The sequence below is a fragment of the Psychrobacter sp. 1Y4 genome (genome assembly GCF_051847555.1).
In genome coordinates, this window is the sequence record NZ_JBPYDE010000003.1 from 172,222 (window position 1) to 186,113 (window position 13,892).

At 43.9% G+C, this 13,892-nt stretch carries 11 protein-coding genes; all 11 read left to right on the plus strand.

Annotation, left to right across the window (positions count from 1 at the left end; translation table 11 throughout):
- Positions 1 to 195 precede the first annotated feature (195 nt).
- Positions 196 to 1,722, plus strand: a complete 1,527-nt coding sequence (exaC, locus tag ACS8FC_RS03555; RefSeq protein ID WP_439295889.1) for an acetaldehyde dehydrogenase ExaC — start codon at positions 196 to 198, stop codon at positions 1,720 to 1,722.
- A gap of 137 nt (positions 1,723 to 1,859) precedes the next feature.
- On the plus strand, positions 1,860 to 2,888 hold the full coding sequence (gene adhP / locus ACS8FC_RS03560; protein ID WP_299216969.1) for an alcohol dehydrogenase AdhP: 1,029 nt from the start codon (positions 1,860 to 1,862) through the stop codon (positions 2,886 to 2,888).
- Between the two features lie 231 nt (positions 2,889 to 3,119).
- The gene (gene eat / locus ACS8FC_RS03565) at positions 3,120 to 4,562 is read left to right on the plus strand and encodes an ethanolamine permease (RefSeq protein WP_439295890.1); all 1,443 of its coding nucleotides are present in this window, start codon (positions 3,120 to 3,122) and stop codon (positions 4,560 to 4,562) included.
- A gap of 60 nt (positions 4,563 to 4,622) precedes the next feature.
- On the plus strand, positions 4,623 to 6,002 hold the full coding sequence (locus tag ACS8FC_RS03570) for an ethanolamine ammonia-lyase subunit EutB (protein WP_439295891.1): 1,380 nt from the start codon (positions 4,623 to 4,625) through the stop codon (positions 6,000 to 6,002).
- Positions 6,003 to 6,067: 65 nt separating this feature from the next.
- A complete protein-coding gene (gene eutC, locus ACS8FC_RS03575) occupies positions 6,068 to 7,021 on the plus strand; it encodes an ethanolamine ammonia-lyase subunit EutC (RefSeq protein WP_439295892.1) in 954 nt (317 codons plus the stop codon).
- A 40-nt stretch (positions 7,022 to 7,061) separates the two neighbouring features.
- Complete coding sequence (locus tag ACS8FC_RS03580) at positions 7,062 to 7,388, plus strand: DUF779 domain-containing protein (RefSeq protein WP_439260461.1); 327 nt, start codon at positions 7,062 to 7,064, stop codon at positions 7,386 to 7,388.
- Positions 7,389 to 7,806: 418 nt separating this feature from the next.
- Positions 7,807 to 9,447, plus strand: coding sequence for an ABC transporter substrate-binding protein (locus tag ACS8FC_RS03585; protein ID WP_439260460.1), 1,641 nt, complete (start codon positions 7,807 to 7,809; stop codon positions 9,445 to 9,447).
- A gap of 164 nt (positions 9,448 to 9,611) precedes the next feature.
- Positions 9,612 to 10,628, plus strand: coding sequence for an ABC transporter permease (locus ACS8FC_RS03590; protein ID WP_299216983.1), 1,017 nt, complete (start codon positions 9,612 to 9,614; stop codon positions 10,626 to 10,628).
- A 139-nt stretch (positions 10,629 to 10,767) separates the two neighbouring features.
- On the plus strand, positions 10,768 to 11,679 hold the full coding sequence (locus ACS8FC_RS03595; RefSeq protein WP_299216986.1) for an ABC transporter permease: 912 nt from the start codon (positions 10,768 to 10,770) through the stop codon (positions 11,677 to 11,679).
- Positions 11,679 to 12,755, plus strand: a complete 1,077-nt coding sequence (locus tag ACS8FC_RS03600) for an ABC transporter ATP-binding protein (RefSeq protein WP_439295893.1) — start codon at positions 11,679 to 11,681, stop codon at positions 12,753 to 12,755. Before ACS8FC_RS03595 ends, ACS8FC_RS03600 begins: the two co-directional genes overlap by 1 nt.
- Positions 12,752 to 13,723, plus strand: a complete 972-nt coding sequence (locus ACS8FC_RS03605) for a peptide ABC transporter ATP-binding protein (protein ID WP_439295894.1) — start codon at positions 12,752 to 12,754, stop codon at positions 13,721 to 13,723. The genes ACS8FC_RS03600 and ACS8FC_RS03605 overlap by 4 nt, the downstream gene beginning before the upstream one ends.
- Positions 13,724 to 13,892: the final 169 nt, after the last annotated feature.

Sequence of the window (13,892 nt, forward strand, 5' to 3'; positions counted from 1 at the left end):
AAAGTTATGCGATACAGAATATATCATTATAAAAAGTCATTATCACTCTGTCTTAAAGCTAAGTACGATAGAGTGAGTAATTAGTCAGGAAGACTAATTATGAAACACGTAAGTATCTATTTTTTATAATATTTTATAAAACAATAAATAAACTTTCCTGTGATCTCTCTCAAACAACACAACAAGGAGTCGTTGATGCTATACGCCTACCCTAATACTGAAGACAGTCCTGTCCAATTCCGCGAAAAATATGACAACTTTATCAACGGTGAGTGGATTGCACCCGTTGATGGTGAGTATTTCGATAATCCAAGTCCTATCGATGGTAAAGTCATCTGTCAGGTCGCTCGCTCAAAAGAAGCAGATATCGAAGCCGCGTTAGATGCGGCTCATGCTGCCAAAGACGCTTGGGGTAAGACCAGCGTTGCTGAACGCGCAAACTTACTACTCAAAATCGCCGATAGTATGGAAGCCAATCTAGAGTCTATCGCTATTGCCGAATGCTATGAGAACGGTAAGCCTGTGCGTGAGACTCTCATGGCAGATATTCCATTAGCTATCGATCAATTCCGCTATTTTGCCAGCGCGATTCGTGCCCAAGAAGGTGGTATTAGCCAAATAGATGAAGACACGGTTGCTTATCACTTTCATGAGCCGCTTGGTGTCGTCGGTCAAATTATCCCATGGAACTTCCCTATTCTGATGGCAGTATGGAAAATTGCCCCAGCTCTTGCTGCTGGTAACTGTATCGTCATGAAGCCTGCTGAGCAAACGCCAGCTTCTATCTTGTTCATGCTAGAAACCATCGGCATCGCTGATATTTTGCCAAAAGGCGTACTAAATATCGTGAATGGTTTTGGTGTCGAGGCAGGTAAACCATTGGCTTCTAACCCACGCATTAATAAAGTGGCTTTCACTGGCGAAACGACCACCGGTCGTCTTATCATGCAGTATGCTAGTGAAAACATTATTCCAGTAACGCTTGAGCTTGGTGGTAAGAGTCCAAATATTTTCTTTGCCGATATCATGGACGAAGATGATGATTTCTTAGACAAAGCAGTAGAAGGCTTAGTGATGTTTGCCTTGAACCAAGGTGAGGTCTGTACTTGCCCATCACGCGCTTTAGTACATGAAAGCATTTATGATGAATTTATGAAACGCTGTATCGCTCGCGTCGAAGCTATCAAAATGGGCAATCCATTAGACACTGACACCATGATTGGTGCGCAAGCCAGCTCAGATCAATTAGAAAAAATCCTCTCTTATCTCGATATCGGTAAAAAAGAAGGTGCAAAAGTCTTAGTGGGCGGCGAAAAAGCTAAACACAATGGCGATCTTGGGGAAGGTTACTATGTGCAGCCGACTATCTTCGAAGGTACTAATGACATGCGCGTGTTCCAAGAAGAAATCTTTGGACCAGTACTTGCCGTCACAAAGTTCAAAGACGACGACGAAGCGATGAGCATTGCTAATGACACGTTATATGGTCTTGGCGCTGGGATTTGGACACGCAGTGTACATAAAGCGTATCGTTTCGGACGTGGTATCCAAGCGGGTCGTGTATGGACCAACTGCTATCACATCTATCCGTCGCATGCTGCTTTCGGTGGTTATAAACAGTCCGGTATCGGCCGTGAAAACCATCTAATGATGCTCGATCATTATCAGCAAACCAAAAACATGCTGGTGTCTTACAGTCCTAAAAAAATGGGCTTCTTTTAAATCTATCCCTCAATGCACTTTATGGCAAAGCCGTAAAGTGCGACCTTGATGCTTACCAAGCATCTACATCTAACATAATTGGCGGTTTGAACGATTGAGTTGAGCGTTAGTGACTGCTAGTAATAAGGAGTTACACCATGAGTAACAAAATGAAAGCTGCGGTTCTGCATGAATTCAACCAACCTCTGCAGATTGAAGAAGTAGACATTCCGACCCCAGGTGCCGGTCAAATCGTAGTCAAAATGCAAGCATCAGGTGTCTGTCATACTGATTTGCATGCGGTTGAAGGAGATTGGCCAGTCAAACCTAGCCCACCATTTATCCCCGGACACGAAGGCGTAGGCCTCATTACCGCTGTTGGCGAAAACGTACATCATGTCAAAGAAGGCGACCGAGTCGGTGTCCCTTGGCTCTACTCTGCTTGTGGTCACTGCACCCACTGCTTAGGCGGTTGGGAGACTTTATGTCTAAAACAAAAAAACTCTGGCTACTCAGTGAATGGTAGCTTTGCAGAATACGTATTGGCAGATGCCGACTATGTTGGCATTATCCCTGAGAGCGTTGATTCTGTTGAGATTGCACCAGTCCTATGTGCAGGTGTTACCGTGTATAAAGGTCTAAAAATGACCGACACCAAGCCGGGTGATTGGGTCGTTATTTCAGGTATCGGTGGACTTGGTCACATGGCGGTACAGTACGCTATTGCTATGGGATTGAATGTTGCCGCTGTCGATATTGACGATGAAAAGCTTGAATTTGCCAAAAAACTGGGCGCAACAGTTACCGTTAATGCCAAGAACACTGATCCTGGTGAGTATCTACAAAAAGAGATTGGCGGCGCTCATGGGGTGCTCGTAACTGCCGTATCCTCTAAAGCGTTTGATCAAGCTTTAACTATGTTACGACGCGGTGGTACTTTGGTATGTAACGGCCTGCCAACGGGTGACTTCCCTGTTTCTATCTTTAATACGGTACTAAACGGCATCACTATTCGTGGTTCAATCGTTGGTACGCGTCTTGATTTGCAAGAATCGCTAGATATGGCAGCGGAAGGCAAAGTGAAAGCGACCGTAGCTGCTGAGCCGCTTGAGAATATCAATGATATTCTTGAACGTATGCGCCAAGGAAAAATCGAGGGTCGCATTGTGATTGACTACGCTATGTAGCCTTATAGCTTTGTGACATTTTGACATTGGTTTAATGGTTATCGTCTTTAATCATTAATAACAGGTCGTATCATTTCAACCATGCGTTACTAGCAATTTGAGTTGAAGGGATACGACCTTTTATTTTCAGCTTTCAGATGTCAGTTGTTAATAATTTTTAATGACAAGTTATTTACAGTATGAGTTAGCAGTACCCTCAGTTTACTTATAGTCTTTATGTAGGGGAATAACATGACAAGCACGCCTAACGATCATAAGAGCGCGGTCTCTGGCAGCACTCAAGCTGAAAAAGATTATTTCGCCAAACGTCAACTTAAAGAAGGCGCGGTTGGTTGGGTTTTATTAATAGGTCTTGGCGTCGCCTATGTCATCTCCGGAGACTTTGCTGGTTGGAACTTTGGCCTAGCACAAGGTGGTTGGGGCGGGATGTTTGTGGCCTTGATAGCCGTAGCTCTCATGTATCTGTGCATGTGTTTATCGATGTCAGAGATGTCCACCATGTTGCCTACAGCAGGCGGTGGATATAGTTTCGCCCGTACCGCTTTTGGTCCTTTAGGAGGATATTTAACTGGTACTGCGATTTTGATTGAATATGCCATCGCACCAGCCGCTATCGCAGTGTTCATTGGCTCATATTGCGAGTCGTTATTCGGTATCGGAGGCTGGATCATATATTTGACATGCTATATCGTCTTTATAGCTATCCACTTAAAAGGCGCAGGCGAAGCATTAAAGCTTATGTTTGGCATTACCGCTGTTGCCTGTATTGCCTTAGTGGTATTTATCGTATCGATGTTTCCTCATTTTGATAGTAAAAATCTATTTGATATTGCCGTTGGTACACAAGCAGGAGCAAGTCCGTTTCTACCCTTTGGTTATATCGGGATTTGGGCTGCCGTTCCTTATGCGATTTGGTTCTTTTTAGCGGTTGAGGGTGTGCCTCTAGCGGCTGAAGAGGCTAAAGATCCTGCTAAGTCATTACCACGTGGGCTAATCGGTGCCATGTTGATTTTAGCGTCATTCGCGCTGCTTATTTTATTCTTAGGACCAGGTGCTGCGGGTGCAGATACCTTAAAAGATTCAGGAGCGCCTTTGGTTGATGCCCTAATCGCCGTATATGGTGAAAATACGTGGTTGGCAAGTTTTGTAAACTTCGTTGGTCTCGCAGGTCTGATCGCCAGCTTCTTTTCCATCATTTATGCCTACTCTCGGCAGATTTTCGCCTTATCGCGTGCGGGTTATTTACCCAAAAAACTATCGCTAACTAACAGCAATAAAGCCCCCTATTTGGCTCTTATTGTTCCTGGCATTATAGGTTTTCTATTATCACTTACTGGTGAAGGAGATCTTCTTATTCTAATGGCGGTATTCGGTGCGACTATCTCTTATGTATTAATGATGGCCTCTCATATCAAGCTGCGTTTATCGCGTCCTGACTTGCCGCGCCCTTATAAGACACCGGGTGGCATCATGACGTCAGGTATAGCACTTGTGCTCGCCTTTTTTGCCGTAATCGCAGGGCTAATGGTCGATCCCAAAGTTTGGTTTATGGCGGCGGGGATTTATATCGTATTTATTCTCTACTTCGTCATATTTAGCCGTCATCACTTAGTGAGTGGCACGCCAGAAGAAGAGTTCGCCGAGATTCAAGCCGCGTCAGATGATTTAAGTTAATAATGTTTATAGAGCTTATATTTTATAGCCTATAAAATTGATAGATAGAAGGTGAACAAAATGGCTTATCAACATACTGTAGGGCAGAAAACCTACCAATTTGAGAGTTTAAAAGTGTTACTTGCCAAAGCATCACCGCGACGCTCAGGTGATGAATTGGCTGGGGTTGCAGCCTCTGATGCCACTGAACGTGTAGCCGCGCAAATGGCTTTAGCCGATTGTTTATTAATCGACTTTTTAGATGACATCACCATCCCCTATGAAGACGATGAAGTAACTCGGCTGATTATGGCACAGCACGACAAACAAGCCTTTGCCAAAATATCCAGCTTTACCGTTGGTGACTTAAGAAACTGGTTATTGGGGGAATCTGCCACAAGGGATGAAATAGCCCAATTAAAATATGCCTTTACTCCAGAGATGGTAGCTGCCGTTAGCAAAATAATGCGCGTGCAAGATTTAATTCTAGTCGCCAAGAAATGCCAAGTCGTTACTAAGTTTCGCAACACTATCGGTCTTGATGGTTGCTTGTCTACGCGCTTACAGCCCAATCATCCTACCGACGATATGTTGGGTATTTCTGCCAGTATTATCGATGGCTTGATGTATGGCAATGGGGACGCTGTGATTGGCATCAACCCCGCCACTGACAATCTACAAAATTTATCAGAACTACTTAAGCTGCTAGACCATGTGATATCTGAATATCAAATTCCTACTCAATCTTGCGTATTGACTCACATCACCTCCGCTATCCAATTGATTGAGAAAAAAGTGCCCGTTGATTTAGTCTTTCAGTCAATTACTGGCAGTGAAAAAGCCAATACTAGCTTTGGTATAGATTTGGCCCTATTGAGAGAAGGCTATGAAGCGGGGCTCAGCCTAAATCGTGGCACGGTCGGGCAAAATGTTATGTATTTTGAGACCGGACAAGGCAGTGCGCTGTCAAGCAATGCGCATTTCGATGTCGATCAGCAAACAATGGAAGCAAGAGCTTATGCAGTGGCTAGAGAATTTAATCCACTGTTAGTAAATACGGTCGTTGGATTTATTGGCCCTGAATATCTGTTTGATGGCAAACAAATCATTCGCGCAGGCCTTGAGGATCATTTCTGTGGCAAGCTGCTTGGCGTCCCTATGGGCTGTGATATTTGCTATACCAATCACGCCGATGCCGATCAAGATGATATGGATACCTTATTGACCTTGCTTGCGACCGCTGGAATCAACTTTATTATGGGTATTCCAGGCTCCGATGATGTCATGCTCAATTATCAAACTACCTCATTCCATGATGCCCTCTACGCTCGGCAACTGCTTGGGTTGACCCCTGCCCCTGAGTTTGCGCATTGGCTCAGTGAAAACAGCATTTATACTCAAACGCAAAACAGTATCAAATGGTCAGACAAGCCATCGTCCCTGCTTTCTGGCATTATGTAAACCTATAATAATGATTAAAATAAATCTATAAAGTCACGCAATACCGAATCATAAAGGAGAATGCTATGTCTGTGAATGATTCGCAAGTTAAGCAGTCGATTATTGACGAAGACAAACCCAAAACGAGTCAACGATCTGAATTGGTTCATCTAGATCCTTGGCAAAAGTTAAAAGAATATACAGACTCTAGAATCGCGCTAGGACGAGTTGGCTGTAGTATTCCTACCAAGCCTTTATTAAAGTTTCAGCTTGATCATGCCGAAGCCAAAGATGCGGTACTACAAGACTTAGATATCGAACGCTTAGTTGATGATTTGTCTACACAATGCCATCTTACTTTTAAAGATATGGACACAGAGAATGCAACAGAGGATTCAAAGAAAAGTAACGAGGAAGCTCTAGAACAATCAGATGAGGCATGGGAGCTATTCAAAGTAACGAGTCAGGCAGAAAACAAATCTGACTATCTTAAACGTCCAGATTGGGGAAGGCTATTAAACACTGAATCTTCTGAAAAATTAGAGTACTTTTTAGAGCAATCAGGCACGGATAAATCTTATGATGTCATCATCGTGATGGGAGATGGTCTGTCAGCACGGGCGCTAGAAGAAAATGGACCAAAGCTGGTCGCGGAGCTATTGCCATTATTTAAAGAAGAAGGCTGGAGCATCGCGCCCTTAGTCATTGCAACGGGCAGCCGTGTGGCTTTAGGCGATAAAATTGCAGAACGTCTCAAGGCCAAAATGCTGGTAATGCTTATTGGTGAGCGACCCGGTCTTAGCTCCCCTGACAGCTTAGGTATTTATTATACTTGGGACGCGCATACTGATAGCCATGACGCCATGCGCAACTGTATCTCTAATGTGCGAGCTGCTGGACTGCCCATTAAAATGGCAGCGAATCGACTATTAGCACTAATGAAAAAATCTTGTGAACTTAAACTATCCGGTGTTGATTTAAAAGATGAGCAAGAGCTGCCAACCCTAGATCAAAGTCAACCAGCGATAAAACTGCTATAAAATAAATTGCATAAATTATTGTCATGACAAGGAGTCCGACATGAAACTTGAAGCGACAAAATCCTGTAAAGAATTAATTGAACTACTAAAATCTAAGCACGGTGACCTGATGTTCCATCAATCTGGTGGTTGCTGCGATGGTAGCTCACCGATGTGTTATCCGTTGGGCGAGTTTAAAGTTGGCGGGCAAGATGTGTTAGTCGGTGAGCTTGCAGGCTGTCCATTTTATATGGGTAAAGCACAATATAAACTATGGCAGCATACCGATCTAACTATCGATGTGGTAGACGGTCGCGGTGCGAGTTTTTCACTTGAGATACCAGAGGGCAAACGCTTTATCGTGCGCTCGGAGATATGTGAAATATAAGTGATTCAATAACTTGGCTCATTATGCCTGTGCTGTCAAAGATGTACTAATTAATTAATACGCCTTAGTCATTTTTATTTATTTATTTTGATTAAATATTGGTTACTGTTTAGTTGTTTATACTCAATTAAAAAACAAACGTTCTTAATATAAGGCAGTGTTTGTTGAATTTAGTTCACAGATAACTTGCATTACTGCTGTTTGAAAGAGTATATTCAAACAATTTATTTATATTTGTTTTCTTGCATGCTTGACCTAAAGTGGTCAAAACATTACTCTTGTTCTGCATTGCATATTAAAAATATTATATTGATAAAAACTTTAAAGGGAATTAAGAGTTTGCCAATTGTGTTTATGGTTTAGGTATGAACCTGTGCATATATTGGTAAACTTCTTATCATTTACATAGGATGTAATAATGCAAAAATCACTCTTCAAACTTACTTTGTTGGCTACGGTTATTTTAGGTATTAGCGCTTGTAGCGGCGACAACAAAACCACTGATGAATCCGCTGCCAGCTCAGATGCCAAAGCAGCTAAAACATTGCTTTATTGCTCAGAAGGCAGCCCTGCTGGCTTCGATCCAGCACAGTATACTTCTGGTACTGACTTTGATGCCAGCGCCTACCCTATCTATAACGGCTTGGTAGAATTCAAAAGAGCTGACACCGAGATTCAACCAGGGCTGGCTGAAAGCTGGGATATTAGCGAAGATGGCAAAACCTATACCTTTAATCTACGTAAAGGGGTCAAATTTGGCAAAACAGACTACTTTACCCCAACCCGCGACTTTAACGCTGATGACGTTGTCTTTACGCTAGAACGTATCACCAATCCAGACTTTGAATTCAACAAAGCCTATCCTGCTGAATTCCCATATTCGGTTGGTATGGGGCTGCCTGATATCATCTCTGATATCGAAAAGGTTGATGACTATACGGTAAAAGTTACCCTTAGTGAGACCAACGCACCGTTTTTACAGAACCTAGCAATGGCCTTTGCTTACATCAACTCTGCTGAATACGCAGATCAGCTAATGGCTGCAGATAATGCCGCTGATATCAATACTAAACCTGTTGGTACCGGACCTTTCGTCTTTACTTCCTATCAAAAAGACGCGCAAATTCGCTACACCAAAAACCCAGACTATTGGAACAAAGACGATATTCACATCGATAATCTAGTGTTTGTCATTACTAAAGATTCAGCGGTTCGCGCCCAAAAAGTTCAAGCTGGTGAATGCCATGTGTCCGCCTATCCTAAGCCTGCTGAAATCGACTCTGTCAAAAAATCTGGTAAGGCCACGGTGCTTGATCAGCCTGGCTTCAACGTCGGCTATGTGGGCTACAATGTTGAGAAACCGAAGCTTAGTGACCTAAAAGTTCGTCAAGCATTGGATATGGCCATCAACAAAGACGCTATTATCAATGCGGTTTATCAAAGTGAAGGACTCAAAGCGACCAATCCTATGCCGCCAACACAGTGGGGTTATGATGAGTCGCTTAAGGACGCTTCTTATGATGTTGAAAAAGCCAAAGCGCTCATCAAAGAAGCCGGCGCTAATAATCTTGAAATTGACCTATGGTATATGCCAGTTCAACGCCCATACAACCCTAACGCCAAGCTAATGGCTGAGATGCTACAAGCAGATTGGGCGAAGATTGGCGTCGATACCAAGCTTGTCACTTATGAATGGGGCGAGTACCTGAATCGCGCTGCTAAAGGTGAGCACGATGTTATTCTAGCTGGTTGGACCGGTGATAATGGGGACCCAGATAACTGGCTTGGTACGTTATTATCTTGTGATGCTGTCGGTGGTAACAACTACTCACGCTGGTGTAATAAGGACTTTGACACTTTAGTGACCAATGCCCGCCAGATTACCAATCAAGATGATCGCGTTAGTGATTATGTACAAGCTCAGCAGATATTCAAAGAGCAGCTGCCTTGGACGACGATGGCACATTCGGTGGTGACCGTATTCACAGCACCAAACGTTGTCGATTATAAGATTAGTCCACTGGGTTCAATACGCTTCGATGGTGTCAAGGTTGAATAACCTGAACTGATAAAGTCCGGTACGACATACATGATTGTTTAATTCGTATTCGGCTAGGTCAGACCCTCTGCTCTAGCCGATTTTATATAAACTAACTGTTTTGTCACGGGCACTCTTTTCACTGTCAACACTCTAATCATTGAACCACAACTATTGAGCAGCCCATGCTACTTTATATTTTGCGCCGTATTGCCATTTTAATTCCTGTCTACCTTGGCTTAACGCTATCAACCTTTACCCTGATTCGTCTCGTCCCTGGCGATGCCGTTGAGATTATGATGGGTGAGCGTATGGTCGATCCAGAATTACATGCCCGTGCCTTAGAAAGACTTGGTTTAGATAAACCACTCATCGTCCAATATTGGGATTACTTAACCGGCATCTTGACCGGTGATTTTGGTCAGTCCTTTCGTACACGTACTCCAGTATTACAAGACTTCTTTGCCCATTTTGTCCCAACCTTAGAGCTGGCTTTGTGCGCCATTGTCATTGCTAGTGTCATTGGTGTCAGCTTAGGTATCTTCGCCGCACTCCGGCGTGGTACGTGGATTGATTACACTTTGATGTCAGGGGCGCTAGCAGGATACTCTATGCCTATCTATCTATTGGGACCTATCCTAACAGGTATATTCGCCCATTATTTAGGTCTTTTACCAGTCGCTGGAGTGATATCTGTCGCTCAGTTTTTGGATGTTCAGCCCTTGTATGGCTCATGGCTATTGGGTTCTTTGACGTCAGGAGAGCCTGGTGCATTTTGGGATGTGGTAAAACACTTTATTCTGCCGTCTATTGCCTTATCAACCATTCCTCTAGCGATGATTGCGCGGATGACGCGCTCTGCAATGCTAGAGGTGTTAGATGAGGACTATGTACGTACAGCACGAGCCAAAGGCTTATCGCCGCGCCGAGTGATATTAGTGCACGTTATGCGCAATGCTTTAATTACGGTAATTACTGTCGTTGGCTTACAGATGGCCACATTACTTGCTGGAGCCATTATCACTGAGACTATCTTTAGTTGGCCAGGTGTTGGTAATTGGCTACTTGATGGGTTCTTTACTCGTGATTATCCAATTGTGCAAAACGGTATTTTACTGGTCGCCACCGCCTTGATCTTGGTTAGTTTATTTATTGATATTTTGTATGGTCTTATCAATCCACGTATTCGACATACTTCTTAATTTAACATTGATAAATAATTATATTACAAATAGTGATGATTGGCGCTTACATGCTTTAGAGCAATTTTAAAATTTTAAGTATTTTTTAGGAATAAGACTCTAAACGCTTTTAAAGTGCTGACCACTACAGGAATTGCTCATGAAGCCTTCTGTTCTTCCCTCCGATGTCAATCTAGCAGCCACACCGCCCTCGTCTTGGCAGCTGTTTTTATCGACATTTTGCCGAAATAAAGGCGCTGTACTTGGTTTTATTGTACTCGCGTTAATGGTCATTATTGCCATACTTGCGCCCGCTATTGCGCCTCACGATCCTTATGAGCTATTCACCGGCCAAGAGCAGCTCCCACCTGCTTTCTTGGACGGTGGCAATGCAATGTTTTGGCTCGGCACTGACGATGCAGGTCGAGATACTTTGTCTCGGGTGATGTATGGCGCCCGTTACTCATTGTTTATTGGTCTAAGTGCCACTACCCTCGCTATGCTAGTCGGTGTTTCATTAGGACTTAGCGCTGCGTTTTGGCCAAAAGTTTGGGGCAAAGCGGTGATGCTAGTCAATGATATTTTGATGTCTTATCCAAGCTTGCTATTGGCTATCATCATTGCGGCTATCCTAGGCCCTTCTATGACCAACACTATTATTACCATTGCCTTGGTTTGTACGCCACCTTTTATCCGCCTGACACGTGCTACCGCGATGGTAGAGCTACAACGTGAGTATTTTGTTGCCTCACAAGTGATGGGTGCTGGCGTGTTGCGTTTATTGTTCGTGACCATTCTGCCCAACTGTATGGCCCCGCTCATCGTACAAGCGACGATGATTTTCTCCTCTGCTATTTTAGAAGCAGGTGCGATTGGTTTCTTAGGTTTTGGCGTGCAACCGCCAGATGCAGAATGGGGCGCGATGCTTGGTACAGCGCGTCAGTATATTCAAAGTAATGTTTGGCTAGCCATTTGGCCAGGTGTCGCTATTTTCTTAGCTGCTTTGTCAATTAATTTAACTGGTGATGGCCTACGCGATGCGCTAGATCCCAAATTGAAGCAGGTGACCTAATGACAGAGATTTTGAACAATGCTGCTGTAGTAAATTCAACAGATACTGCGGCAACCAATACCCCATTACTGCTAGATATTAAAAATCTCTCGGTAACCTTTGGTGAAGGGGCGCGTGCTTTTCGCGCAGTAGATGATGTGTCGTTAACGATTAGGCAAAGCGAAGTTGTGGCAGTAGTTGGTGAGTCTGGTTCAGGAAAGTCCGTCACTATGATGGCCTTAATGGGACTGTTGCCGCCCTCTGCAACGGTTCGTGCTAAGCGGGTGATGTTTGATAATAAAGACATGCTGAGTATGTCAGCCAAAGAAAAGCGTGGCATTATTGGCAAAGACATCTCGATGATTTTTCAAAATGCGATGTCTTGTCTAAATCCAAGTTTTACGGTTGAGATGCAACTGGGTGAAGTACTACGCAAGCACCTTGGTCTGCGCGGTTCAGCAGTCCAGACACGTATCTTAGAGCTGCTTGAATTGGTTGAGATGCCTGACGCCAAAAACCGACTTAAGGTCTATCCGCATCAGCTATCAGGTGGTATGAGTCAGCGAGTTATGATTGCGATGGCGATTGCTTGCGAGCCAAAACTCCTTATCGCTGATGAACCAACCACCGCTCTTGATGTCACGGTGCAAGCGCAAATCATGGACTTGCTTAGCCGACTACAACGTGAAAAACAAATGGCGATGGTACTTATTACCCATGACCTAGGCCTCGTCGCACAAAATTCACGCGATGTCGTCGTCATGTATGCCGGGCAAGTGGTTGAAACCAGTACCGTGCCAGAGATCTTTAAAACCCCTGCTCATCCTTATACTGAAGCCTTGCTACAAGCCATCCCCGAGCTGGCTATCGGTCAAGATAGACTCAATAGTTTGCCGGGTGTCGTACCCAGTCAATATGATCGCCCAAGCGGTTGCTTATTGTCTCCGCGTTGTCCTTATAAGGAGCCAGCTTGTGAAGTACCACCGCCCATTCTGGAGACGCCTAATGGCAACGTACGCTGTATTCACTCAGACCTGCCAAACTTACCTTCTCGCACTTCTATCGCTAACACTGCTACTGTGGAGTCCCAGTTATGAGTAATAAAGTGGTCTTAAAAGCAGTGAATCTACACAAGCATTACCCAGTATCGCAAGGTTTGGGCAAACCTAAAGCTTATGTTAAAGCCTTAAACGGTATCTCATTTGAGCTTGAAGCTGGCAGGACGCTTGCGGTCGTTGGTGAGTCAGGCTGCGGTAAATCGACTCTCGCCCGCCAGCTCACACTTATTGAACAGCCTACTGATGGCGAGTTATTTATTAACGATGAGGCGACGACTGGTTATAGTAGAAAAGCATTAAAAGATTTGCGCACCGAAATCCAAATGGTATTCCAAAACCCTTATGGCAGCCTCAACCCGCGCCATACTATCGGTTATCAATTGACTGAACCGTTAGATATCCATACCAAGTTATCAAAGGAAGAAAAGCGTAGTAAGATAAATGAGATGATGAGGCATGTCGGTCTACGTCCCGAACATGCTGGTCGTTATCCGCATATGTTTTCAGGTGGTCAGCGTCAACGGATTGCCCTTGCCCGCGCGATGATGCTCAATCCAAAGATTGTCGTCGCTGATGAGCCTACCTCAGCCCTCGATGTCTCGATTCAAGCACAAGTATTGAATTTATTCATGGATTTACAGGACGAATACCATACTGCTTACGTCTTTATTTCGCACAACCTCTCAGTGGTACGCCATGTCGCTGATGATGTAATGGTGATGTACTTAGGTCAGGCGGTCGAACACGGTCCTAAAGAAGCCATTTATAATGCACCAAAACATCCTTATACCATTGCTTTATTAGCAGCAGCACCGACTGTAACTGGCCATAAAAATGACTTAACCTTACATGGTGAGCTTCCAAGTCCACTTAATCCGCCAAGTGGCTGCGCGCTACATAAACGCTGTCCTTATGCCAAACCTAAGTGTAGCGAAATAGAGCCCAAGCTGCGAGAGTGGGACGGTCGATTGGTCTCTTGTTTACGGTTGGAAGAGATTTATGGTTGATATAAATAATCGCCTAGTCTTTAGTTTGCAATACAATGTTAAATACGAGATAAAAAAAGACTTAGACGCGCTGACATTAAAGTTTTTATTTACCGACTAAGGTAATATTGCAACTATAAAGTCATACACATCTAAGTCTGAATGAGTGCTACCAAATTTATATTTATTT

What these genes read in the sequence shown, in the direction of transcription:
- ACS8FC_RS03595 (WP_299216986.1), top strand. Translation starts at nt 10,768, where the DNA reads ATGAAGCCTTCTGTTCTTCCCTCCGATGTCAATCTAGCAGCCACACCG.
- ACS8FC_RS03600 (WP_439295893.1), top strand. Translation starts at nt 11,679, where the DNA reads ATGACAGAGATTTTGAACAATGCTGCTGTAGTAAATTCAACAGATACT.
- exaC (WP_439295889.1), top strand. Translation starts at nt 196, where the DNA reads ATGCTATACGCCTACCCTAATACTGAAGACAGTCCTGTCCAATTCCGC.
- ACS8FC_RS03570 (WP_439295891.1), top strand. Translation starts at nt 4,623, where the DNA reads ATGGCTTATCAACATACTGTAGGGCAGAAAACCTACCAATTTGAGAGT.
- eat (WP_439295890.1), top strand. Translation starts at nt 3,120, where the DNA reads ATGACAAGCACGCCTAACGATCATAAGAGCGCGGTCTCTGGCAGCACT.
- adhP (WP_299216969.1), top strand. Translation starts at nt 1,860, where the DNA reads ATGAGTAACAAAATGAAAGCTGCGGTTCTGCATGAATTCAACCAACCT.
- ACS8FC_RS03585 (WP_439260460.1), top strand. Translation starts at nt 7,807, where the DNA reads ATGCAAAAATCACTCTTCAAACTTACTTTGTTGGCTACGGTTATTTTA.
- ACS8FC_RS03590 (WP_299216983.1), top strand. Translation starts at nt 9,612, where the DNA reads ATGCTACTTTATATTTTGCGCCGTATTGCCATTTTAATTCCTGTCTAC.
- ACS8FC_RS03580 (WP_439260461.1), top strand. Translation starts at nt 7,062, where the DNA reads ATGAAACTTGAAGCGACAAAATCCTGTAAAGAATTAATTGAACTACTA.
- ACS8FC_RS03605 (WP_439295894.1), top strand. Translation starts at nt 12,752, where the DNA reads ATGAGTAATAAAGTGGTCTTAAAAGCAGTGAATCTACACAAGCATTAC.
- eutC (WP_439295892.1), top strand. Translation starts at nt 6,068, where the DNA reads ATGTCTGTGAATGATTCGCAAGTTAAGCAGTCGATTATTGACGAAGAC.